We start from the raw sequence: 24110 nt of genomic DNA, 5'->3' as shown, positions 1-24110 counted from the left end.
CACCCAGCCGCACGCGGAGGCAGCGAACGGCTGCCGCACGGCGCACAAAGCGGCGCGCCGCGCGCCCAACCCCGCTCGAGGGGCTCACGATGACGACCGGCAACCCCGCTTTGTCCGGTGGTAATCAATCGCGCGCCACGCCGGCGGCGAGTGCGCTCGAAGAGGATCGCGTCTATCGGAAAATCACGCGCCGGCTCGTGCCGATTATTTTTGTCGCGTATCTATTTGCTTTTCTCGACCGTATCAACATCGGCTACGCACAGCTTCAGATGAAGCAGGCGCTCGGCTTCTCCGATGCGGTTTACGGCTTCGGTGCAGGGGTTTTCTTCATCAGCTATCTGCTGCTCGAAGTGCCGAGCAACCTGTTGTTCGAAAGAATCGGCGCGCGCCTGACGTTTCTTCGCATCATGGTGCTCTGGGGGCTGGCTTCCGCAGCGACGATGTTCGTCTCGACGCCCTTGCAGTTCTACGTGCTGCGGTTTCTGCTCGGTGCTTTCGAGGCAGGTTTCTTCCCCGGCATCATTCTGTACCTCACCTGGTGGTATCCGAGCGCTCGCCGCGCTCGCGTGACGGGGCAGTTCCTGTTCGCGATGCCGATTGCCGGCGTGCTGGGCGGTCCGCTCTCCGGCTGGATCATGTCGAACCTCGACGGCGTCGCATCGCTGGGCGGATGGCAGTGGTGTTTCCTGCTCGAAGGTCTGCCCACGGTCGCGCTGGGTGTGCTCTGCTATGCGATGCTCGCCAACCGGCCCGGCGACGCCAAATGGCTCGACACACACGAAAAGAACGTGGTGCTGTCGGCCATGGCCGCAGACGAGGCGCAGGATGCCGGTCACGGCAGGCTGCGCGACGCGTTCATCGATCCACGCATCTACGCGATCGCGCTGATCTACTTCAGCGCAGCATGCGGCGCTTACACGTTCAGCTTCTGGCTACCGACCATGATCAAGGCGCTGGGCGTGCAGCAGATCGGACATATCGGCTGGTACTCGATGCTCCCGTATGCGTTTGGCGCGGCCGGCATGCTGCTGTTGCCATGGAGCTCCGACCGGCGTCGCGAGCGCCGCTGGCATCTTGCGCTGGCCTACGTGCTGGGCGCGTGCGCGCTTGCTGCCACCACGCTGACCGGCGCTTCGCTGGCGGTCTCGCTTGCGCTGCTGTGCGTGTCGGCATTCTTCGTGTTCGGCGCCGGTGCCGTGTTCTGGGCCGTCCCGCCGACCTATCTGTCGGGCAAGGCCCTCGCGCCGGGTATCGCTGTCGTCAGTTCGCTCGGCGTTCTGGGCGGACTGATCAGCCCGACGCTCATTGGCTTCGTCAAGACAGTGACCGGCAACCTTCATAACGGCCTGTACGTCATGAGCGCCGTGCTGGTGCTCGGTGCGGTGACATGCCTGGTAGGGCTTTCCGCCCGCGCAGTACGCGTCGGCATGAGTCCAAACGCTGCTGCTGCGCCGCACGGCAAAAGCGCGACCACCCGATAACGGAGCTTCCACATGCAAACCGGACGGGAATTCGAATCCCGCAAGCTGATCCGCTTCCAGCATTGCGATCCAGCGGGAATCGTCTTCTACCCCCAATACTTTGTGCTGTTTCACGAATTGATCGAAGACTGGTTCGGCGAGGGACTAGGCATCGACTACGGCGACTTCATCGCGAAACAGCGGCTCGGCGTGCCTACCGTGCGAATCGAATGCGACTTCATCGCATCGAGCAGGATCGGCGAGACGCTTGCGCTGCGCCTCGCCGTGCGCAAGACCGGCAGAAGCTCCATCGCCCTCTCGCTTTGCGCCTATGCCGGCGAATCGGTACGCGTGCGCATCGAACAGGTGATCGTGCTGTTCTCGCTTGAAAGCCGCGAGGCGATTCCGATTCCACCCGATCTGCGCAGGCGGATCGAAAACTTCGTCATCGATGAACAGGTCGTCAATCCGTAAGCCGTTGCCGTACATCCCTGATGTTTCATCCGGTGCGTACGCGGCATCAGGTATTGCCCCAAAGCTGATTCAAACCAATTTCTGGAGACTTCTCATGGCCACGAACAAAGTCATCGTGCTGGTTGCCCCGACGGGCGGCATGGCATTCAAGGAGCAAAATCCGCATCTGCCGACCCAGCCTCACGAAATCGCCCGCGATGTCTACGATTGCTACAACGCAGGCGCAAGTGTCGTCGCGGTTCATGCACGTTTGCCAAACGAGCAGGCCACCTGCAACGCGGATATCTATCGCAGCATCAACGAGCAGATCCGTGCGAAATGCGACATCGTCATCAACAATTCGACGGGCGGCGGTGTGCACGGCGACATGATCCAGCCGATCGAAGGCGGTATGTGGGACACGGTCTGGGAAGAACGCCTCAAAGGCATGGAAGCCGGTGCCGAAATGTGCACACTCGATGCCTGCACCTTTGTCGCGAGTTTCGGCGGCAAGGAAGTTCTGCTCAACACGTCACCGTCGCGCTGCCGGTATCTCGCGGAAGAAATGAAGAAGCGCGGCATCAAGCCCGAATGGGAAGTCTTCAGCCCGACGCATATCGTGCAGGACGTGACGTCGCTCATCGAACTGGGACTGGACGAGCCGCCGTACGTGATCAACATGGTGATGAACGCGCATCGCGGCTTCCAGAACGCGATGCCATACAACCCGCGCTCGCTGCAGTACATGGTCGATCTGCTTCCGAAGGACAGCATCTTCTGTGTGAGCGGCATCGGCCCGGCGCAATTGCCCGCAAGCGTGAATTCGCTGTTGCTCGGCGGCCAGATCATCCGCGTGGGTCTCGAGGACAACCTGTACTACCGCCATGGCCAACTCGCGCGGAATGTCGAACTGGTCGAGCGTACCGTGCGTATCCTGCGCGAGATGGACTACGAAATTGCCACCCCTGCGGAAGCACGGCAGATGATGGGATTGCCGCGCACCGATACATCCGTGCGTCCGCATTTCTCGGTCGCGTGACAACTATCTCCTGAGCAACCCGTCTTTTCACGTACGAGGCGTTCCGCATGACGTCAACACATATCAAGCAGGTCGCCGTCGTCGGGACGGGCGTGATCGGCGCAAGCTGGGCCGCTTACTTTCTCGCGCAAGGCCTGAAGGTGTCGGCCACCGATCCTTCACCGGGCGCACGCGAGCGTCTGATGGCGGCAGTGGAACGCCATTGGCCGACGCTCGAGCAAAGCGGCCTTGCGTCAGGCGCGTCGATTTCGCACCTGACGTTCCATGACGATCTGGAAGACGCCTTGCACGGCGCCGGATTCGTGCAGGAGAACGGCCCCGAACGCGAAGATCTGAAGCTCGAACTGTTACGCCGCATCGATGCAGCGGTGGCGCCGGAGGTCGTGATCGCATCCAGTTCGTCCGGCCTCCTGATGAGCCGCGTGCAGGCGGCCTGCCGGCATCCCGAACGCGTCCTGCTCGGTCATCCGTTCAATCCGCCACACCTGATTCCGCTCGTCGAGGTGATCGGCGGCGAGCGGACGTCGGCTGAATCCGTTGAACGCGCAATGGCGTTCTATCGCGCTATCGGCAAACGTCCGATCCATCCCCGCAAGGAACTGCAAGGTCATATCGCCAACCGCCTGCAGGCGGCGCTCTGGCGTGAAGCGTTCCATCTCGTGTCGATTGGCGCGGCAAGCGTTGCGGACATCGACGACGCCATCGCCTTTGGTCCAGGCCTGCGCTGGGCGGTCATGGGGCCGTTCGTCAACCTGCATCTCTCAGGCGGTGAAGGTGGCATCCAGCACACGCTCGATCACCTCGGGCCGCCGATGGAGGTCTGGTGGAGCGATCTGGGTTCGCCGACACTGACACCCGCATTGATACAACAGGTCGTCGACGGTGTGAAGGCGGAACTCGGCAGCCGTTCTGTCGCGTCCATCGAGGCCACGCGCGATCGCCTTATCCGCGATCTTCTGAACGCACGGCGCGACGCAGCGGACACACCGCAGACGTGAGATGAACAGACAAGGCGCACAGGCGCCAGCCAGAACCGGCGGAACTGATGAAGGCGTGTTCCGCCGCCTGATGCACTGATTTTCTACACGAGCGACGTTCCCGCGTTGCCAGCCCCTGCTTGAGCCGTCAACACGGGCGGCGCCGTCACAATCGACTTCAGCGCCGGCTCGATCGCCGTATTTGCCAGTCTCGTCAGATCGGGACGCGGACGGCACAACACCGGCGACGAAGCGAATGCCTCCTCCAACGCCTCAGCAATATCGAGCGTCCGGCGGTCACGGCGGAACGGCCCGATCACCTGCAGGCCGAACGGCATGCCGTTTTCATCCAGACCGCAAGGCAGCGTGATGGCAGGATTCGTGCACAACGTGACGACGTAGGTCAACGCCAGCCACCGGTAGTAATTGGCCTGCGGCTCTGAGCCAACCCGGCTCGCGAACAGCGTCGTCCAGGGGAACGGCGAGACCGGCGTGGTGGGTGCAAGGATAACGTCGTACGCGCTGTACAGCTGCTGGAACCGCCGCATGATCGCGGTCTGGGCACCCTGCGCCCACGCGGCATCGGCGAGCGTCATCGCGGCGCCGAGTTCGTAGTTCGCCCTCGTATTGGGTCCAAGCGAAGCGGGATCTGTTTCGTAGACCGCGCGCAATCCGGCCACGAAACTCTCGGCGCGGATAACGTCGAACGCGCGATGAGCGTCTCCGAAGTCCACCGATATTTCTTCGCATCTGCCGAACAGCGGCGTTATTGCGTCCAGTTTCGCGCGAAACGTGCGCCTGATGTCGTCGTCTACCGCGCATACGCCGAAGTCTTCGCTCCAGCCGACGCGCAAGGTGCTCAAATCGACCGCGCGGGACGCAAGAAATCCGCCGGCTCGCACCGGATAGCTGAGCGGATCGCCGCTATCGAGGCCGGCGGTCGCCGCAAGTTGCAGGCGCGCATCGGCGACGGTACGCCCCATCGGGCCGACCACTGAAATCGGCGTCCAGCCGAGCAGTTTGCGCGGACTCGGAACGAGCCCCGGCGACGGACGAAATCCGACCACGCCGCACATTGCAGCAGGAATCCGCAGCGAGCCCCCCGTGTCCGAGCCTGTGCAGACCGGCAGCATGTCGCACGCGAGCGCGGCGGCGGAACCTCCCGACGAACCGCCGGCATTCAGATTAGGGTTGAACGGATTGCCCGTCGCGCCCCACACAGGATTACGCGTGTTCGCGCCCGCCCCTAGTTCCGGCACGTTCGTCTTGCCGACGACGATCGCCCCTGCCGCGCGCAAGCGCGCGACAAGCAGATTGTCTTCCCGCGGTACGGCATCGCGAAAGAGCGGCGAGCCCTGGGTGGTCAAAAGCCCCGCCGTGGCTTCGAGATCCTTCACGCCGGTCGGCAAACCATGCAGCAGCCCCAGTGGTTCGCCACGCATAACCGCGATCTCCGCAGTCCGTGCCGCTGCGCGCGCCGCGTCGAAATCGGTCGCGGCCATCGCATTGACGAACGGATCGAATGCTTCGATCCGCGCGATGCACGCGTCCAGAAGTTCGACCGGAGAAATCTGCCTGCTGCCGATCAATCGTCGCAAGGTCGTCGCCGGCAAGCCGACGATTTCTTCAGACTCAACCATCGCTACCCTCCAATAAAGACCGCTATCCCGATGGTTGAGCTTACGTTGCCGCGTGCTGACTGCGTGGCAGCAGATAAGCATAACGGTCGATAAAGGCGGCCACTACAGCCTCGAAACGCGCTGTCTGCACGTCTGTCAGCGGCAGGCTCAGTACGACATAACCCCGTCGCGCAAGATAAATGCCGTTCTCGATCAAATGAAAGAAAAACAGATCCTTGAAGCCGTTCAGCGAAGAATCGATGTCGCGCACGGAGCGCACCGGCTTGTCCGTGATCTGCAGATTCATCAACGAACCAATGCCGATAAAACGCAGTGCCACGCCGGCTGCGCGGAAGCGCGCATTCACCGCTTCTCGCAGCGCTTCGCCGCGCGCCGACAGCGCGCGGGCTGCTTCGGGCGTATAGATTTCCGTGAGTCCGGCGAAGCCGGCGGCCATCGTCATCACGTTGTTGTTGAACGTGCCCGCGTGTTGCAGCGCATGGCTCTTACGCGGATCGAAAAGCTGCATGATGTCCGCGCGGCCACCGAAAGCGCCGAATGACATGCCCCCGCCAATGTATTTGCCGAGAGATGTGAGATCGGGCTTGATGCCGAGCGTGGATTGCAGCCCGCCAGGCGCGAGGCGCGATGTCATCACCTCGTCGAACAGCAGGAGCACGCCTTGCGCCGTCGCCAGCTCACGCAGGCCAGCAAGAAAGTCCTGCTCGCCGACGATGCAGCCCGACGCGCCCTGCATCGGTTCAACGAGAATCGCTGCAACCTCCGAAGGGTTCGCGGCAAGCAAACCACGAACGCTGTCGAGATCGTTGTACTCGGCGTACAGAAACTCATGCGGCACATTGACGGCGTTGTGTCCGCGTCCAAACGTCAGCACGCCGCCGTGATAACCGCCGACAAACACAATGATCTTGCTGCGCCCCGTGAACGCCTTCGCCACGGCCAGCATCATCAGGTTGGCTTCGGTGCCCGAGTTGGTGAAGCGCACCGATTCGAGCGAAGCGAAGCGCTCGCACAGCGCTTTTGCAAGCCGCGATTCGAGAAGATTATGCCCACTCAGATTGAGGCCACCGTCTAACGCGGCATCGATCGCGCGGCGAATCTGCGGGTGCGAGTGGCCATAGATCCCCGCGCTGAATTCAGCGATGAAATCGAGGTACTCGTGACCATCCGCATCCCACAGGCGGCAGCCTTCGCCCTTCGCCATCGCGAGCGGAAACGGCTCATAAAACAGCACCGAACGGGTATTACCGCCGGGCATGACCTCCACTGCCTGTTCGTACTGGCGCGCGCTCAACGGATTGCGCGCCGCGAAGGCTGCGGATGCGGCTGCGAGCGCCTCGTTGAGTGTGGCGGCTTTGTGCTGCGCCCCGGATTGCGCAGCGGAAAAAGCCTGCGCTTCGGATCTGATCGGCGTTGTCATTTCAAGGTGCCCTGCATCGTGGAACAGTAATTTTCGTGCGGCAGCGCTCGTGCCGCACGGAATATTTTATCTACAAACAATGATTTTATTGTACACCGAACAACAAAGATTCGGCGACGGAATCAGATCGTCTGCTGGCGGGCGCGATCCTTCATCAGGATGAGCGCGGGCAACGTGAACAGCGCGCTGCCCGCCAGCAGCCAGCCGGCATTCGCGGCGGCGCCGGTGGACGAGATCGTCCACGTCGTCAGGAACGGCGAGAAGCCGCCGAGAATGGTGGCCAGCGCGCCGCCGAACGACACGCCTGTCGAGCGCACACGCGTCGGAAACATTTCCGCGAGCGACGCGGGACCGGCACCGGAGTACATCGTGAACACGATGTTCATCAGCAACTGGGTCCAGAAGAACGTCATGAAGCTGATGCCTGACACGATCAACCCATAGAGCGGATACGACAGCAACAGGAAGAACACGCAACTGGTGAGCAACACGGGCTTGCGGCCGATGCGATCCGATAGCGCGCCCATCAGCGGTGCGCCGATCATGACGGTCGCGAGCGATGCGGTGCTGGTCCACAATGCCTGCGTGCGAGAAATATGCGCATACTTGGTCGCGAAAGTCGGCATGTAGACCGCGACCATGTACGAACTCACCGCCCAGAAAATCACGAACGAAAACGCGTGAAAGACCGATTTCGCAAACTGGCCGCGGCTGAGCGACGCCGCATGCGACGCACCGCTTTCATATGCGGGAGACTCCTGCACGCGCCGTCGCACGTACATGCCGACCGGTCCGAGCAAGGCGCCAAGAAGAAACGGAAGGCGCCAGCCCCACGAGGAAAGCGCGTCGTTGCTCAACGCGCTGCTGAGGATCGCGGCGGCCAGCGAGCCGAGCAGCAGACCCGCGGAAATGCTGGATTGCTGGAATGCGCCAAAGAATCCACGCCGGTTCGCGCCGCCCCACTCGACCAGGAACGCCGCGGCCGTACCCCACTCGCCGCCTGCGGCAAAGCCCTGAACCAGTCGTGCCAGAACCAGCAGAACGGGGGCCCAGATGCCAATCCGCTCATAGGTCGGCAGCAACCCGATCGCGACCGTGCTGACGGCCATCAGGATCATCGTCATCGCGAGCGTGATGTGGCGGCCACGCACATCGGCGATGCGACCCAGCACGAGACTGCCGATCGGTCGCGCGACAAAGCCCACGCCGAACACGGCAAACGACGCCAGCAATGAAGTGAAGTCGTCGGTCGATGGAAAGAAATTCCTGGCAATGATCGCGGCAAGAAAGCCATAGACGCCAAAGTCGAACCACTCGAGGATATAGCCGACCATGCCCGCGCCGATCGCGCGTCGTTGTTCGGCCCTGTTCATCGCGGGCGGAGCGGCCTCTATGGATCGTGCGTGGTATGAGGTGCTGTTCATAGTCGCTTCCGGCATGTCATGTGAGTTGAGACATGCGGGCGAAACGGGCCGGCATGTCGGTGTGTCAGTCAGGGGTGGTGACGGTGCAAATCAGAACTTGTGGCGCATGCCGATGCGCAGCGCGAGCTGTTTATCGTTCCCCGAGATCGGCAGCGTGACCAGCGTGGCGCGCGCGCCGCCGTTCGCCTTGTCGTAGTTCGCGCTCACGTAGACGTCGGTGCGCTTCGAGAGCAGGTAATCGAGCACGGCATTGAACTCGTTCCATTGATACGGCGACATCTTCGAGTAGCCGTAACCACCCGCCAGCAGCAGGTCCTGCCGCAAATAGGCGTGCGCGACCGCATTGAAGCTTTGCATCGTGATGGCGTTCGCGCCCGACTCGTAGTGCGTATTGGTGTAAAGCCCCGACAGGCCAAACGGACCGAAGTTGTACGAGGTGCCGATGCCGGCTGTCCGGTAGCGGTCGACCACAATCGCCTTCGACGAAAAGGCCACATTGGTACCGAGGAAACTGCTCACGCCGAAACTGCTGCCGGGCGTCACCGTGTAGCTGTGAATGCTGGTAGTCGCGGCCCCAATGCTGAACGGGCCGTGCTCGTATGTCGCGCTGAGGCTGTACGCGGCGCCGTAATTGTTGGCCGGCGCACTGAGCGAATTGAAGCTGTACTGCGCGGCAAAGTGCAGTCCGCGCAGATCCGGGCTGACGTAGGTCACGGCGTTATTCAGCCAGTTTCCGGAGATGCGGTCATGGTCGCCGGTATCGAACGCGTAGATGCCCGACCAGTAGCCCGAGTGGTAGCGAATCAGGGTCGTGGTCATCTGATCGTAGGTGCGGCCCAGTTCCACCGTCCCGTAGCGGTCGTTCTGCAAACCGACAAATGCCTGGCGCCCGAACTCGAGTCCCCCTTGACGCGAGGCGCCGGTGTTCGGGTTGAAACCGCCCTCCAGGTTAAAGATCGCCTTGAAGCCGCCGCCGAGATCTTCCGTGCCCTTGAAACCGAAGCGGTCACCCTGACTGATGCTGTCGTCCATCCGGTACGCCTGATGACCGCCCTGGTTGGATACGAAGGTCAAACCATCGTCGATGAGGCCATACAACGTGACTGTCGATTGCGCGTGCACGGCGGCGCTCGCTGCCATCAGACCAAGCACACCCCCAAAAGCCTTCCATTTCATGAAGATCTCCCCTACCCGTCGTGAAAAATGTACCGGCTGGCCGGCATCAGTGAATTTCAATGTTCCATGAACATTTTTTCATTGTTCAGTGAACAAGTGGACGTTATATGGCGATCAAAATAGAAATGCAACCAGGAAATGACCGAAGGACTGGCGGCGTCGCGATGAAGAGACTGTTGTTCGGTATACAATGAAACCCTTGTGCAACCCGCCCCGTCCGTCCGCCTGCCGGCCGCTCCGGGGCTCCTCCCCATACAGGTCCCACGTGACGACAAGAACGACCAGGCAGGAAGCCACCGCCGGAACCGGCAAAGCGGCAGCAAAAAAAGCAGCAAAGACCGTCGTGAAAGCGGCTGCGGGCAAGCGCGCGGGCGTCGCCGCAAAGAAAAAAACCGCGCCCGTAGACAAGGCGTTGACCCGCGACAGGATCGTCGCGGCAGCCATCGAGCAGATCGACCAGAACGGTCTGACGGCATTTAGCCTGCGCGAGGTGGCGCGTCAGCTCGACGTTTATCCCACCGCGGTGTACTGGCACGTGCCGAACCGCGATGCACTGCTTGCGGCAGTGGTCGAGCAGACCATGGCGGGCGTCACACCGGAGCTCGGCAAGCTCAACTGGCAGGACTGGCTTCGCGAACTGTTCCGCCGCTATCGCAAGGCCGTGCAACAGCATCCGAATGTCGCGCAACTTGTCGGCGCGCAGCTTGTCTCCAACGCGAGCCTGAGCCCGTTGCTGATCGACCGGATCCTTGCGGTGCTGCTCGATGCGGGCTGCGACGAGGCACGGCTCGTCGAGATGTATAACGTGGTGATTGCCAGCATGGTCGGCTTCGCGACGCTCGAATTCGCACCGCTACCTACCGACGACCTGTCCACCTGGGCGAACCAGTTGCAGGAAAAAGTCCACGCAATCCGGGCGCTCGAATATCCGACGCTCGCGCGTCATCTGCCCGCTCTTGCGAACCATGCGTTTATCGTGCGCTGGCAAAGCGGCAGCGACGTGCCGCTCGATTCAAGCTTCGAGGCCTTCGTCGAGGTCGCGATTGCGGGTATCGAGCGGGTGCTTGCGAACTGACCTGAGCGCTAGACGAAAGTCAGAAGGCGGCGCGGATTACGCGTAAGGAGCGTATCGATCTCGTCCTGCGTGAAATCGCGCCGCAGCATGCGCGGCACGATATTGGCAAAAATGTGCTGATAACCGTGCCCGCCATAACGCCCAAGGCGCGTGCGGGTGCAAATGTCGTGGCTGATCAGCACTTGCTCCGCGTGGCCGTGATCGAGCAGCGTGCGCACCATGCGCAGCCGCGCGCCGTCGTTAGGCATGTCGATATCCGACATCGGATACGCGCTTTGCTCCCAGCCAAACAGATCGAGCTCAATTACGCAGCCTGAATCGGCAAGCCTCAGGAGCCTCGTGTCGTCGAAAATCGTACGATCGATGTGGCTGATGATGACGCGTTCGACCGGGTAGCCAAGGCTCCTGATCGTATCGATCACTTCCTGCGGCTGCTCCGCATGGCGGCCGGGATGAATGTTCAGCGCCGCACCGGTTTCCTGCTGGGCGATCAACGCGCCCTGCACAACCCGCTTCTCCTGCTCCGTCCACGGCGACTGGCAGCCTATCTCCCCGATAATGCCCGCGCGCACCTGCGTGCCCCACGCGCCTTCAGTGATCTGGCCGATCATCTCGCTCGCGAAATCGTCGATCGAGCGGTGCGCATTGGCCGCGTCCTGATACTCGTGGACATAGTGGCCACACCCCATCACGACGTGTACGCCGGCTTCGCGCGAAATCTGCGCAAGGCCCTGTGGATCGGGTTTTAGCCCGCCGGTCGTCAGATCGACAATCGCGCTGCCGCCCGCCGCGCGCATTTCCAGCAACTCTTCGACGGCCACGTCCTTCTGGTCGAGCCGGTAGTTCTTCAGCGACGGTACCTGACCGTAGTTGATCTTCCAGCAATTGCACAGGTCGATCTCGGTCTGGTCGTGGTCGGCGTCTTCGGCCAGTTTTGGGGGCACGAGATCGATCAGCAGATGCTCGTGCATCAATGCCGGCCCAAGATCGTGCGGATCGATCAGGCCGAGCACTGTCTGGATGCGGCCCTTCCGTGAGGCGAGATCATTCATCTTGCAGAAATCCATGTAGGGTCGTTGGTCGACAAAAATCGTCCCCGGAACAGCAGAACGCTTTCCGGTGCCTGGCACTTCCCCTCCCGGTGTGTGGGTGCGGGATGAAGTGGCGAGGCCCGTGTTATCTCCAGGCTACTGGACAAAATCACTGGACATACATTTTATTGTACGACGAACAACCATTGGATGTCTTTCGATCAAAAAAACGCAATCACTATCTCAACTGCGGCGTCCCGCGCGGTCATGACGATCTCCATACAGCTTTGCCGATGCCGCGCTCAACCTTGAACCGCGTTTCGCAAGGCGGCCAGACACCGCAGGTTCTCCGCTTGCGTGCCGACCGAAATCCGCAGCCATTCCGGCAAGCCATAAACCCCAACCGGCCGAACGATGACACCCTGGCGCAACAGACTGGCATTGACCGCCGCCGCGTCCCCGACCTTGACGAGAACAAAGTTGGCGCGCGACGGCAGGTAGTGCAAGCCCAGGGCCTCGAAGCCCGCATAGAGTTGGGCCACTCCCTTCTGGTTTTCGGTGCAACTGCGTGCAAGAAAAATCTCGTCATCAAGCGCGGCGACCGCTGCTTGCTCCGCCAATGCCGTCACAACGAACGCGGGTCGGATACGGTTCAGCAATGCCGCCAACGGCGCCTGCGCAACACCGTACCCAACCCGCAAGCCGGCCAGTCCATACGCCTTCGAAAACGTTCGGGTCACGATCAGATTGGGAAAGCGCCGCACCCATGCCAGGCTGTTATAGCGGTCCTCGACCGGTAAATACTCGCTATACGCCTCGTCGAGCAGTACCGGGATATGGCTCGGCACAGCGGCGATGAAGCGTTCCAGCGCCGCGCCCGGGACGAACGAGCCGGTCGGATTGCCCGGATTGGCGAGATAAACGAGTGCGGTATCGTCGTCAAGAGCAGCGAGCATCGCGTCCAGGTCGCAGCCGTAGTCGAGCGCCGGCACCACCTTGTGGGCGGCACCGGTGCGCTGCACGGCATTGACGAAGGCCTGAAACGAGTACTGCGCATACACCGCATTGCGCCCGGGTTCAAGAAACGCCGTTGCTGCCAGTCCAAGCACGCACTCCGAACCATTGCCGGGCACGAGGCACTCGGCAGGCACATCGAACTTGCGCGACAGCGCATCGAGCAGCGCACGGCAATCGTTGTCGGGATACCTGGCCAATTCGCTGCCGGCGTCGCTCAGAACAGCACGGGCGGCGGCGCTCATGCCGAGCGGGTTTTCATTCGAGGCCAGCTTGACGATCGCTTCTGGCTGAACGCCTATTTCACGGGCCAACGTTTCGATCGGCTTACCCGGCTGATACGGTTTCGTCGCGCGGATATGGGCCGGTAGCCTCAGTGCCGCTTCGCTGCTGTCACGCATGGATACATCCTCCCTGAATTGCCTTCAACTCGAAAAATTCTTCGACACCGTAACGCCCGTTTTCGCGACCGATGCCCGATTGCCGATAGCCGCCGAACGGCGCGGCAAGATTTTGCGGTGCGCCATTGACGACGACCTGGCCGGTGCGCAAGCGCCGGGCGATGCCGAGCGCTCGCTGCGCGTCGGCGCTCCATACGCCGCCCGAGAGCCCGTAAGGCGTGCTGTTGGCGATCGCCACGGCCTCTTCTTCATCTGCGTAGCTCATCAGCGCCAGCACCGGGCCAAAGACCTCCTCACGCGCCAGCGTCATATCCGGCATCACGGCGGAAAACACGGTCGGCCGTACAAAGTAACCCTGGTCGTAACCGCTGGGACGGCCGGCCCCACCGGCAACGAGCCGGGCCCCCTCGGCCAGCGCGGTACCGATATGGCGCTGCACAGTCTCGAACTGACGGTGGTTGGCAACCGGTCCAAGGCGCGTCTCCGGATTGTCAGGATTGCCTACGATCCAGTCCCGGGCGTGCCGTTCGCATAGCGCTTCGACTTCGCCCAGCAGAGCCTGTGGTACCAGCAAGCGCGTCTGTGCCGCGCAAATCTGGCCGCTGTTCGTAAAGCACTGGCGCAGCACGGTTGGCACCGCGTCGGCCAGCGGCGCGTCGTCGAGCAGAATGGTGGCCGACTTTCCACCCAGCTCAAGCGCGACTTTTTTCACGGAATCGGCCGCACCGCGCGCCACCGCCCGCCCACCGGTTACCGATCCAGTGAAGCTCACCATGTCGACCTCGGGATGCGTCGCCAACGCCGCGCCCGTCTCCACTCCATCGCCCCATACGAGATTGAATACGCCTCGCGGCAGGCCGGCTTCGTGAACGATCGTGGCAAAACGCCGGGCAGCCAGCGGCGCCAGTTCGCTCGGCTTGAGAACAACCGTGCAGCCGGCTGCGAGCGCCGCGCCGACCTTGGCGACAATCTGATGCAACGGGAAATTCCATGGCGTGATGGCGGCCACCACGCCTATCGGTTCATGCACGACGAGCGAGTGCGCCACACGGGTTTCAAGTGCCATGGAACCGATCGCATCGATGGCCAGTTCGAGATTGCGCAACGGCATCGGCACCTGCATTTGCCGCGACACCCAAAGCGGCGCGCCGATTTCTCGCGCGAGATCCTCCGCAAAGCCTTCGATCTGCCGCGCAATACCATCGCGGACACGACTCAATGCCGCGCAGCGCTGTGCAACCGGCGTCGCGGACCACGCTGCGAACGCGCGCCGCGCCGCGGCAACCGCCGCATTCACGTCGTGCGCGTCACACACGGCAATCGAAGCAAATTGACGCTCCGTGCAGGGGTCAAAGGCCGCGAGCCTGCCACGCCCGGCAACGGGAACCCAGTCGCCGTCGCAATAGAAAGTGTCGAAATTTTCCACACCCCTCCCCTTATGCCGCCTTGGCCGGTTCGCCCAGCGGGTTGGGCGGCGCTTCGCGGCCAGCCAGCTTGAGCGGCGCCTTGAGCCGGAACAGATGCCAGGGACTCGGCATCTCCCCGACCTGCGCTTCGATCACGACAGGCGCACGCGCCGCAATCGCGTTGCGTACCGCCCCCTCGAGCTGCTGCGGATTGGTCACGCGTTCGAAATCCAGATCGAAGGCGGAGGCAAGGCGATCGAAATGCGGGTTGCAGAGTTCGACCGCGATGTTCTCGCCGAAGGTTTGCTTCTGGATCGTCCGCACGTTGCCGAAGTGGCCGTCGTTGAACACGACCGTGACGAGGCCCACGCCATACTTGCGCGCGGTCGCCAGCTCCTGCATGTTCCAGCCGAACCCGCCGTCGCCGTTGATGCTGACCACCGCACGATCAGGATTGCCGATTGCCGCGCCGAGCGCCGTGGCGAATCCATAGCCGAGGGTGCCCTGATAGCCGGGCGTGACGAATGTGCCCGGCTGGTAGACCGGATACATTAGCCGCGCGAAGTAACCGACCTGCGTCAGTTCGTTTACGAGAATGCCGTCATCGGGAATCGCGCTGCGCAGTGCGCGCGTGTAGGCGCTCTGCGGCTCGATCTCGTCGGCCTGACGCTGTGCCCATGCGCGCACGATGTCGAGGTCGGCCGGCGGCGCGCGGCGCACACCGCTCAGTTCGTCGCACAACGCCTCGAGACCGAGGCGTGCGTCTGCGCCAATTCCGAGGCCCGGAGCACGGGGCGCCGACCAGTCGGCTGCATCGGCGTTCAGATAGATGTAGCGAATGCCCGCGCCGGGCCACGATGGCGCCGGCGTCATGATGTCGAGAAAACGGCTGCCAACCACCAGCACCACGTCGGCATGCGGGAACACGGCGCGACCGCCGAGCGTATTCAAGGCGAGCGGATGCCGGCTCGACAGGGCGCCTTGCGCGTTATCGTCGAGCACCACCGGGGCCTGCAATTTTTCCGCGCAACGGCGCAGCGCCTCGCTCGCACCGGCCGCAAGCACCCCGCCACCGGCGTAGATCACGGGAAAGCGCGCGCGTTCGAGGAGTGCGGCCGCCTCGGCAATGGCGGCGGGATCGGGCCGCACACGGCCGGTGTCGTCCTCGTTCGCCGGTGGATCGATGAGCGCGATATCCGCGCTCGCGCTCAATACGTCATGCGAGATTTCAATGCCGACCGGGCGAGGCCTGCCGCTGCGCAACTGCTTCACCGCCTCGCGCACGAGACCTGGGATGGCCTGCGGCAAGGCCGCGCTGCCCTGCCATTTCGTCACGCTGGCAAGCACCTGGGTCTGGTTCGGAATTTCATGCAACAGCCCATAACCCCGGCCGAGCCCGCTCGAATGAATATTGCCGGTGATGGCCAGCACCCGCGAATTGCAAGCGTAAGCGGTCGACAGCCCCGCCATCGCATTGAGCAGCCCGGGGCCGGGTACGACCATGCTGACGCCGATCCGCCCGGTTGTACGTGCATAGCCGTCGGCCATATACGCGGTGGCCTGTTCATGACGCGGCACCCAGTAGCGGATCCGGTCGCTTTGCTGACGCAGTGCTTCAACGGCCCAGTCGAGTTGCACACCCGGGATGCCAAAAATGTCGGTGATGCCTTCGCGCACCAGTTGCTGCGCGAGCGCTTGTCCGCCTGTCATATTCATGGAGTCGTTTCCTTGCCAATTGGAGAGGGTTGATTTCGCTGCCTGAGGTGCATCAGCCATGTTGTGGCGCGTCTTGCGCCGTTGGCTTCGCAGCCGCGCCGGGTAAGGCCAGGGTCGCGGCGAGACCGAGCAGGACACCGAAGATCACGTAATACGCGGGGGCCATCCGGTCACCGGTGGCGACAATCAGTCCCGTCACGATGAGCGGCGTAAAGCCGCCGAAAATGGTGGTCGACAGGTTGTAGCTGACCGACAGGCCGCTGGAACGCCCACTCACCGGGAACATTTCCGCCAGTGCGGTCGAGAGCGGGCCGAGCACGGCCGCGCCCAGCACGCCGAACAGCAGCTCGATTGCGAGCAGCGTGCTCATGGCCGGTTCGGCTTTCAGCCAGGCAAAGCACGGCCAGACAGCAACCAGGCTGAACACGAAGCCCCACCCCAGCACGCTTTTGCGTCCGACCCGGTCGGACAGGGCGCCGAATGCGGGACATGCCAGAATCCGCACCACGCCCGATACCGCAATCACGATAAATGGCGTGCCCGGCGGCATTTGCAGGTACTGCACCGCGTAGGTCGGCATATAAATGTTGAAGACGAACTGCATGATGGTGGTGCCCGCCACCAGCCCGCTCGCGATGATGATCTCGCGCCAGTAACCCCGCAGCACCTGCCCAAACGGCAGTCCCGGCTCACGTTCCCGCGTGGCGCGAAAAAGCTCGGGTTCATCCACACGGTTACGGATATACAGCCCAACCGGGCCGATCAGCAGGCCTAACAGGAACGGCAGCCGCCAACCCCACGACTCCAGTTGCGCCGGAGTCAGGCCCTGCGTGATCAGCACGCCGACGAGCGACGCGAGGACGCCGGCCACCGCCTGCGCAAACATCTGAAAACTGCCGAACAGGCCCTTCTGGTGCGCAGGCGCGGATTCGACCAGCATCGAGGTCGCGCTGCCGAACTCCCCGCCCGCCGAAATGCCCTGCAGAATCCGGGCGAGCACCATGATGACGGTTGCCACCACGCCGGCTTGCGCATAGGTCGGGGCAAGGCCGATCAGGGCGGTCGCCACGGTCATCATCGCTATGACGAGCAACAGTGCTGCCTTGCGTCCTGCGCGATCAGCGTAGATCCCCAGCACAATGCCGCCGACCGGACGCGCCACGAACGACACGCCGAATGTCGCCGCGATCAGAAGAGTGGCCGACGAACCGGCATTGGCCGGAAAGAAGTGGCGTGAAATCACGCCCATCAGATAACCGAATGCAATGAAGTCGTACCACTCCAGCACGTTGCCGATCGTCGACGCAAAAATCACGCGACGGTGTTTGAATAGTTCCTGCATGTCTCCAACCTCCTGAGGGGGTCTGTCCAGTTCGCTCGTGGTTCGGCGGGTCCCGACTGCGCGGGTTTCTGTCTGACTGAATCGTGTCACTTCGGAGATAACCATGTAAGCCTTTTTTGGCTATCATGTTCGCCTTTAGCGATCACTAGCAACCCACGGAGCAGCGACATGACATTGCAGCAATTGCGCGATTTCACGGCGATCGTGAACCAGGGCGGCGTGCGTGCGGCGGCGCGTGCGCTCGGTGTGTCGCAAGCCGGGTTGACCAAAAGCATGACGAAACTGGAGGCGTCCGTGCAGGCCTCACTGTTCGTTCGCACTTCGCGCGGCGTCGCGCTCACCGCGTTCGGGGAACGCCTGCTCGAGCACGCCGCCATCATCCTGCGGGAATGCGGCCGCGCCGAAGCGGACCTGAACCAGTTGCGCGGCGACGAAACAGGCGAAGTCGATATCGGGGTGTCGCCCGCACCGTCGATTCATCTGGTGCCGGCCGTGTTGCCGGAATTTCGCCGGCGCTATCCCCGTGCGCGGCTGCACGTCACGCACGGCCTCTCACATTCGTTATTGCCCGCGGTACGGTCAGGTCAGCTCGATATCGCCATCACGCCGGTGCCCGAACCTTTCGACGCCACCGGGCTGCATGTCATCCCGCTCTTTCCGACCGAGCCGTCCGTTGTGGGCAGGCGCGATCACCCGCTTGCGAAGAGCCGCTCAATCAAGGATCTGGCCGATTGCGAATGGATTATCACGGGGGTAGCGGACAGCCTCGGCGCGCCCGGCAGCAGTATTGTGGATCTGTTCGCCGAGGCCGGGCTCGGCCGGCCCAATGTCGCCGTGGTGTGCGACTCGCTGTTCGACACGCTGTCGCTGATCGCCCGCACCGATCTGCTTGCACCGCTGCCGCAAGCGGTGCTCACGCACAGTCTGATGCGCGATGGGCTCGCACGCATCCCGATCCGCGAACAGCAGAAGGTCTACACGATCTGTATCGTTCATCGCGCCAGCCCGCCGTTGTCGCCGATTACGGCGGTGTTGACCGCCATGCTGGTGTCGTTCGCGAAGATCGGGCGTGGCATCAGAGGGGCCTGAATGCGCAGCGGCGAGACACGCATCAAGGCCCACGCCTGAGGCGTCCGGTTGGGAAAGGACATGACTGCATGGCGTCGCGGCCGATTTCGCGATGTGCCGCTAAACCGCCAGTAGTACAAACATTGCCACTACGGCTACACCCATTACACCGGTCGCAAGCCAACCCACAACCCGGAGGCTGCCTGCGATGGTGAATTCCCCCATCACGCCCTCATGCGCCGCCATCTTCATCACCAGTACCATGATCGGAACCGAGGTCACGCCGTTGATGACAGCGCTCCAGAATAACGCCTTGATCGGATCGATTGACGTGAAGCCCAGCGCCAGGCCCACGAGGGTCGCCAGCACGATGATCCCGTAGAACCGTTTCGCAAGACGCGGCGCCAGTTCCAGACTGTTTTTCCACTGGAACGCGCCGGCCATCGCATAAGCGGCCGAGCCGGCGAGAACCGGCAATGCAAGCAGTCCCGTGCCGATAATTCCGAGGCTGAAAAGCAGGAATGCGAACTGTCCCGCGATCGGTTTGAGCGCGGAAGCGGCCTGTGCAGAGGTCTGAATATCCGTCAGATTGTGGGCGTGGAGGGTCGCGGCTGTCGTCAGAATGATGAAGAACGCGATCAGGTTCGAGAAGGCCATGCCGATCCGGGTATCGGATCCAATGCGTTTCAGGTTCGTCAAGGCGAGCCAGGGCGCCCGCTTCAGCGCATGCTGCCCGTCCGCTGCCTCCAGATCCTCCACCTCCTGCGAGGCCTGCCAGAAAAACAGGTATGGGCTGATGGTCGTGCCGAACACCGCGACGATGATCGTCAGGTAGGCACTATTCCATGTCACGTGAGGAAACACGGTGCGGGCCGCTACGGTCGCCCACGGAATCTTCACGGTAAAGACGACGCCCACATATGCAAACAGCGCAAGCGTGAGCCATTTGAGCACCTTCACGTAGCTTTTGTAGGGGACGAAAACCTGCAGGACGAGTGAAAACAGGGCGAGCCCGACCGTGTACAAGCGCGCGGGTCCGCCTACGACCAGATTGACGGCCGCGCCCATGGCGCTCAGGTCGGCGGCAATGTTGATCGTATTGGCAACCAGCAGCAGCACCACCGCGCTGTAAAGAAGCGACACCGGATAGTGGCGCCGGATATTGGTCGCCAGCCCGTGGCCGCTGACCCGCCCGATCCGTGCACTGATGATCTGGATGGCAACCATCAGCGGATACGTGAGCGGGATCGTCCACAGGATGTTGTAGCCGAATGCCGCGCCGGCCTGCGAGTAGGTGGCAATGCCGCTCGGGTCATCGTCGGCTGCGCCGGTAATCACCCCGGGGCCGAGCTTCTCATGCCACGGGCCGGCCGGACGCGCCTCTGCTGCTGAGGGGGCAAGGTTGCTTGTCATGCGAACTCCACTACCCGGGCCGGGCGGCAATGCACATCAATCGGTGTGCCGCCCGCACCCTCGTTGGCGCGGGCGGATCGTCGCGACATTGACCCGCGGTAACGGCGTCTGTGCTGCCAATAACATTGCGCAACGTTCATGCCCGCCCCGGCGATCGGCGAGCGCGGAGCCACCAGAGAAGCCGCTACAATAGCCGTCGTGCGATGCGCCCGGTGAAATGGGTGAAGCGGGCTCGCCGGCAACGGGAGGGGCCATGTTCGACAAGGCGCTGCGTATCGAAGGTGGGCCGGACTGGCACCACTTCCACGTCTACACCGACAGTGCGCTTGTCGCGGTACTGCTCGTCGCCGCGCTGCTGGTCGCGATTCTGCTGGCAAGCGCGATCTGCTACTACGTAACGCGCGCGGTCATGCTGATGATCGTCGGCCGCCTCGCTCGCCAGGAGCGGCATAAGTGGCTGCGCGCCGCCGAGCGCCACAAGGTTTTCCATCGGCTCGCGCCGCTCGTGCCCGCCGCGATCATCTACGCGGCCGGCCCCCTGATTTCCGGACTCACCTTCCCGCTGATTGCGGCGCTCGGGCACCCGCTTGCGATCCTCGCAGCCTGCTACATGGTGTACACCGTGCTACGCGCCGCGCTCGCTTTCCTCGATAGCGTCAGCGAGCGCTACAGCCACTTTCCGTCCGCGAACGAGCGGCCGATCAAAAGCTTCCTGCAGGTCGCCACCATCGTGCTCTACGTGATCGCGTTGATCGTCCTGACTTCGGTGCTGCTGGAGCGTTCGCCTGCGTACTTCCTCACCGGCCTCAGCGCGATGACCGCGCTCCTCATCATTATCTTTCGCGATTCGCTACTCGGTTTCGTGGCCAGCATCCAGCTGGCCGCGTACGACATGTTGCGGGTGGGCGACTGGATCGAGGTGCCTGGCTTCGTCGCCGACGGCACGGTGATCGATATCGCGCTGAACACAATCAAGGTGCAAAACTTCGACAACTCGATTGTCATGCTGCCGAGCTACGTACTGCTGACGAACAGCGTGAAAAACTGGCGCGGCATGACAGAGTCGGGCGGCCGGCGCGTCAAGCATGCGATTCATTTTGATGCCGACACCGTGCGCTTTCCCGACGAGGCGCTGCTTGCCCAGCTGCGCAGCGATATCGACCAGCCACTCGCGGCGCTGATGCCCGACAACGGCCAGCGCCATACCAATCTCGGTTTGTATCGTCGCTATCTGAGCGCGCATTTCCGCGACCACCCTGCTGTCCGCCACGACATGCCGCTCGTGATTCGCCAACTGCAGTCAAGCCATGCCGTCGTCGCGCTGGAGATATTTCTCTACCTCAACGAGACACGCTGGGAGCAGTACGAAAACCTGCAGTCGGACATGCTCGACCATGCCTATGGGCTCGTGCCGCTTTTCGGCTTACGCTGCTGGCAGGAGCAACGCCCGCCGGCCGGGCGGCCATAGCAGGAGGGGCGCGGTGGAATCTGCTCCGTCGGACCCTGCCAGGCCATAGGGAAAATGGGCTGCCGCATGAGGCCGATACATGAGCTACCGGGTGAGGGCCAGGCGTTGAATCGCGACACGACCGAAACTCCCGTCGGAATCCTTATCTCCAGAGTAATTGCCGACCTTGAAATACAACGGAATACCTTTCCAGGAGTCAATCGCATAGCGAAAGCGCCGTGTCATTTCAGCGGCGCCACTTCGGATATGTACAGCAAGCGTGTCGTTCTCGAACGCCAATTGGCACTCGATGGTGTCTCCCAGAGACACGCCACGCAATAGAAGAATTTTTTCTTCGTTGACCCCGTAACGCTTCTTCACTCCCATGAGTATGTCGCCGTGGCTCCAGCGCATCTTCAGCGCCTCGGAGCCGCCGGTCTTTTCGCCATGGATCTGGGCGAATATCAACTCCCCTGTGCTGGGCTCGGCCAGCACTCGCAACACGAAGGATTCAATGTGCCGTGGTCCGCCGCTGGGCTGCATTGTCCAGCTATCATTCTCACGCAGTTCGACGCGTGGAAACTCGGAATCCCTGGAATGACCGGCTCCTGAGGGAACGCGGAAGGTCATCTCGCCAGTGGCGGGGTCCGTAGAGAAAAAAGGATCCTGATACATGCCCACGGGACTGATCTCTTTAAACTGCAGACGGGCGTCGAGTGTTTGCAATCTGTAGGCAGACAGATCGAAGTTCTGTCCAGGCGCAAGTGCTGGATCGAGAACCTGGGCATGAGCAGCGCCGGCCCAGATAACGGCTGACATGAATATGAAAGCGAATCGCTTACAGGACATGGGCTGATAGCGTGAAATGAAGACGAAATCGTCCAACCTGGCGCTGTTTAAAAGCAGTGTTCCGGCGCAGTCGTCTCGCCAGCCGGCGCCGGCTGGCGCCAACCTGGGCCTACTTCTCCACCTTGTCGTGCATCACCATAATCGTTTGCTGCATCAGCGCACAAAGCGTTTCATGGCCGTCCTTGACGGCGAATACCTCTGCCCGCGTGACGATGAGCGTCCGGCCGGGACGGACAACCTGGCCGCGGGCAATCAGAGTTTCGCCGTCGGCCGGAGCGACCAGGTTCATCTTGTACTCGACGGTCAATACAGAGGCGCTAGCCGGTACCAAGGTCATCGCAGCGTAGCCGGATGCAGAGTCGGCAATCATGCCTACTACGCCGCCATGCACGAAGCCGTGTTGCTGTTCGACGCCGCTCCACACGGGGAGGTGGATTTCAGTGCGGCCGTGGTCGATCACGGGCAAGGTCGCCCGGATCAACGCCATCGCATTCTGACGAATGAAGCTGGCGCGGACGCGCTCAACGAATAGGGAGTCGGGAGTATGTGCCATAAAGAGCGATTGTATTGGTAAATTCAGCGCCACGGCGCGGCGCGAGCGGCTCCAATACCGACGACGCGACTGGCAACTCCATGCACGCCGTCAGACGCAAATAGTCGTCTCAGCCCTTCCCGCGCGTGAGACGCCTTGCCATGATTCAAGCACCTCGCCTGCTCCGCCTCGACTCTTGCGAAACTGTCCGATCTGAATTTTGTACGGTCTCCCTCGCGTTCCGGATCGCCTTATCAAAGCTGTTTTCCGTGGCGACATGCCTGTTATCAACGCTCACGAGCCAATAGCCACTGCTGCAGCACCAACGGATTCTCCTCTCTTCAAGGAGCAGTGCGAACCATCGCCAGAGTGAAGCGTCCTCGGCGTTCGCGGCCACGGCAGCCGCCGCTCGGACATGCCTCATGTCATCCAGATTGCTCACGTCTCACTCCATCAGACCTCGACCTCCTCTCGCTGAATGCTTAAGAGAGCATTTCCTCGAGTTCCGGCACGACCGTGAACAGATCACCCACCAGACCATAATCGGCGACGCTAAAAATCGGCGCTTCCGGGTCCTTGTTGATCGCCACGATCACCTTCGAGTCCTTCATGCCGGCCAGATGCTGGATCGCACCCGAGATGCCGACCGCCACGTACAGTTGCGGCGCGACGATCTTGCCGGTCTGGCCGACCTGATAGTCGTTCGGCACGAAGCCCGCGTCGACCGCTGCGCGCGAAGCGCCCAGCGCCGCGTTCAGCTTGTCGGCCAGCGGCTCCAGCACCTTGGTGTAGTTCTCGCCGTTGCCGAGACCGCGGCCACCCGAGATGATGATCTTCGCCGAGGTCAGTTCCGGACGATCCAGCTTGGTGACTTCACGGCTGACGAACTGCGACAGGCCGCTGTCGGCGGCTGCTTCGATCTTCTCGACCGCTGCGCTGCCGCCTTCTGCTGCGACCGCGTCGAAACCCGTCGTGCGAACCGTGATGACCTTGATCGGGTCAGCCGATTGGACCGTCGCGATTGCGTTACCGGCGTAGATCGGGCGCTCGAACGTGTCGGCGCTGTCCACGGCGGTGATATCGCTGATCTGCGCGACGTCGAGCTTCGCGGCGATGCGCGGCGCGATGTTCTTGCCGTAGGCCGTGGCCGGCGCGAGGATGTGCGTGTAGTTCTTCGCGGGGTCTTGCACAAGCGTCAACACCGTCGCTTCGACGTTTTCCGCGAGG

The 24110-nt window shown here is 62.3% G+C and carries 20 protein-coding genes; 7 read left to right on the top strand and 13 right to left on the bottom strand.

The window, feature by feature from the left end; genetic code table 11:
* Positions 1–89: 89 nt before the first annotated feature.
* The 4 genes from BCY88_RS03025 (at position 90) to BCY88_RS03010 (ending at position 3950) form a co-directional block, all read left to right on the top strand.
* Positions 90–1481 (top strand): MFS transporter, encoded by a 1392-nt coding sequence (locus BCY88_RS03025; protein WP_120342815.1) that lies wholly within the window; start codon positions 90–92, stop codon positions 1479–1481.
* A gap of 12 nt (positions 1482–1493) precedes the next feature.
* Positions 1494–1934 (top strand): acyl-CoA thioesterase, encoded by a 441-nt coding sequence (locus tag BCY88_RS03020; RefSeq protein WP_120342814.1) that lies wholly within the window; start codon positions 1494–1496, stop codon positions 1932–1934.
* A gap of 94 nt (positions 1935–2028) precedes the next feature.
* Positions 2029–2952 (top strand): beta-keto acid cleavage family enzyme, encoded by a 924-nt coding sequence (locus BCY88_RS03015; RefSeq protein WP_120342813.1) that lies wholly within the window; start codon positions 2029–2031, stop codon positions 2950–2952.
* A gap of 47 nt (positions 2953–2999) precedes the next feature.
* On the top strand, positions 3000–3950 hold the full coding sequence (locus BCY88_RS03010; RefSeq protein ID WP_120342812.1) for a 3-hydroxyacyl-CoA dehydrogenase NAD-binding domain-containing protein: 951 nt from the start codon (positions 3000–3002) through the stop codon (positions 3948–3950).
* A gap of 83 nt (positions 3951–4033) precedes the next feature.
* Here BCY88_RS03010 and BCY88_RS03005 read toward each other — a convergent pair whose 3' ends face one another.
* The 4 genes from BCY88_RS03005 to BCY88_RS02990 form a co-directional block, all read right to left on the bottom strand.
* On the bottom strand, positions 4034–5569 hold the full coding sequence (locus tag BCY88_RS03005; RefSeq protein ID WP_120342811.1) for an amidase: 1536 nt from the start codon (positions 5567–5569) through the stop codon (positions 4034–4036).
* A 40-nt stretch (positions 5570–5609) separates the two neighbouring features.
* Positions 5610–6989 carry an aspartate aminotransferase family protein gene (locus BCY88_RS03000; protein WP_120342810.1) on the bottom strand — a complete coding sequence of 460 codons (1380 nt, stop codon included), beginning with the start codon at positions 6987–6989 and terminating at the stop codon, positions 5610–5612.
* 122 nt (positions 6990–7111) lie between these two features.
* Positions 7112–8413, bottom strand: coding sequence for an MFS transporter (locus tag BCY88_RS02995; RefSeq protein WP_120342809.1), 1302 nt, complete (start codon positions 8411–8413; stop codon positions 7112–7114).
* A 90-nt stretch (positions 8414–8503) separates the two neighbouring features.
* Positions 8504–9589 carry a porin gene (locus tag BCY88_RS02990; protein WP_120342808.1) on the bottom strand — a complete coding sequence of 362 codons (1086 nt, stop codon included), beginning with the start codon at positions 9587–9589 and terminating at the stop codon, positions 8504–8506.
* 265 nt (positions 9590–9854) lie between these two features.
* Here BCY88_RS02990 and BCY88_RS02985 point away from each other — a divergent pair, with 265 nt between their 5' ends.
* Positions 9855–10664, top strand: a complete 810-nt coding sequence (locus BCY88_RS02985; RefSeq protein WP_259461218.1) for a TetR/AcrR family transcriptional regulator — start codon at positions 9855–9857, stop codon at positions 10662–10664.
* Positions 10665–10672: 8 nt separating this feature from the next.
* On the opposite strand, the gene BCY88_RS02980 is transcribed toward BCY88_RS02985, so the two are convergent.
* The 5 genes from BCY88_RS02980 to BCY88_RS02960 form a co-directional block, all read right to left on the bottom strand.
* The gene (locus BCY88_RS02980) at positions 10673–11716 is read right to left on the bottom strand and encodes a phosphotriesterase family protein (RefSeq protein WP_120342988.1); all 1044 of its coding nucleotides are present in this window, start codon (positions 11714–11716) and stop codon (positions 10673–10675) included.
* A 281-nt stretch (positions 11717–11997) separates the two neighbouring features.
* A complete protein-coding gene (gene hisC, locus BCY88_RS02975) occupies positions 11998–13110 on the bottom strand; it encodes a histidinol-phosphate transaminase (RefSeq protein ID WP_120342806.1) in 1113 nt (370 codons plus the stop codon).
* On the bottom strand, positions 13103–14536 hold the full coding sequence (locus tag BCY88_RS02970; RefSeq protein ID WP_120342805.1) for an aldehyde dehydrogenase family protein: 1434 nt from the start codon (positions 14534–14536) through the stop codon (positions 13103–13105). Before BCY88_RS02970 ends, hisC begins: the two co-directional genes overlap by 8 nt.
* 10 nt (positions 14537–14546) lie before the next feature.
* A complete protein-coding gene (locus tag BCY88_RS02965; protein WP_120342804.1) occupies positions 14547–16232 on the bottom strand; it encodes a thiamine pyrophosphate-dependent enzyme in 1686 nt (561 codons plus the stop codon).
* Positions 16233–16284: 52 nt separating this feature from the next.
* Positions 16285–17574, bottom strand: coding sequence for an MFS transporter (locus tag BCY88_RS02960; RefSeq protein WP_120342803.1), 1290 nt, complete (start codon positions 17572–17574; stop codon positions 16285–16287).
* A 168-nt stretch (positions 17575–17742) separates the two neighbouring features.
* Between BCY88_RS02960 and BCY88_RS02955 the strand changes: the two genes are divergently transcribed.
* On the top strand, positions 17743–18663 hold the full coding sequence (locus BCY88_RS02955) for a LysR substrate-binding domain-containing protein (protein WP_120342802.1): 921 nt from the start codon (positions 17743–17745) through the stop codon (positions 18661–18663).
* A 99-nt stretch (positions 18664–18762) separates the two neighbouring features.
* Here BCY88_RS02955 and BCY88_RS02950 read toward each other — a convergent pair whose 3' ends face one another.
* A complete protein-coding gene (locus BCY88_RS02950) occupies positions 18763–20055 on the bottom strand; it encodes an NRAMP family divalent metal transporter (protein WP_120342801.1) in 1293 nt (430 codons plus the stop codon).
* A 253-nt stretch (positions 20056–20308) separates the two neighbouring features.
* Between BCY88_RS02950 and BCY88_RS02945 the strand changes: the two genes are divergently transcribed.
* On the top strand, positions 20309–21523 hold the full coding sequence (locus tag BCY88_RS02945) for a mechanosensitive ion channel family protein (protein WP_120342800.1): 1215 nt from the start codon (positions 20309–20311) through the stop codon (positions 21521–21523).
* Between the two features lie 84 nt (positions 21524–21607).
* Here the strand turns inward: BCY88_RS02945 and BCY88_RS02940 are convergent, their stop codons facing one another.
* The 3 genes from BCY88_RS02940 to BCY88_RS02925 all read right to left on the bottom strand — a co-directional run.
* Positions 21608–22387 (bottom strand): polysaccharide lyase family 7 protein, encoded by a 780-nt coding sequence (locus BCY88_RS02940; protein WP_147408493.1) that lies wholly within the window; start codon positions 22385–22387, stop codon positions 21608–21610.
* A gap of 73 nt (positions 22388–22460) precedes the next feature.
* Complete coding sequence (locus tag BCY88_RS02935; protein WP_220669651.1) at positions 22461–22904, bottom strand: PaaI family thioesterase; 444 nt, start codon at positions 22902–22904, stop codon at positions 22461–22463.
* A 461-nt stretch (positions 22905–23365) separates the two neighbouring features.
* A partial coding sequence (locus BCY88_RS02925) for an electron transfer flavoprotein subunit alpha/FixB family protein (protein WP_120342797.1) occupies positions 23366–24110 on the bottom strand: 745 nt, incomplete at its 5' end.

It is taken from the genome of Paraburkholderia fungorum (genome assembly GCF_003610895.1).
Taxonomy (GTDB): Bacteria; Pseudomonadota; Gammaproteobacteria; order Burkholderiales; family Burkholderiaceae; genus Paraburkholderia; species Paraburkholderia fungorum_B.
The sequence above is the reverse complement of the archived record's forward strand: the minus strand, read 5'-3'. Positions and strand labels throughout refer to the sequence as shown.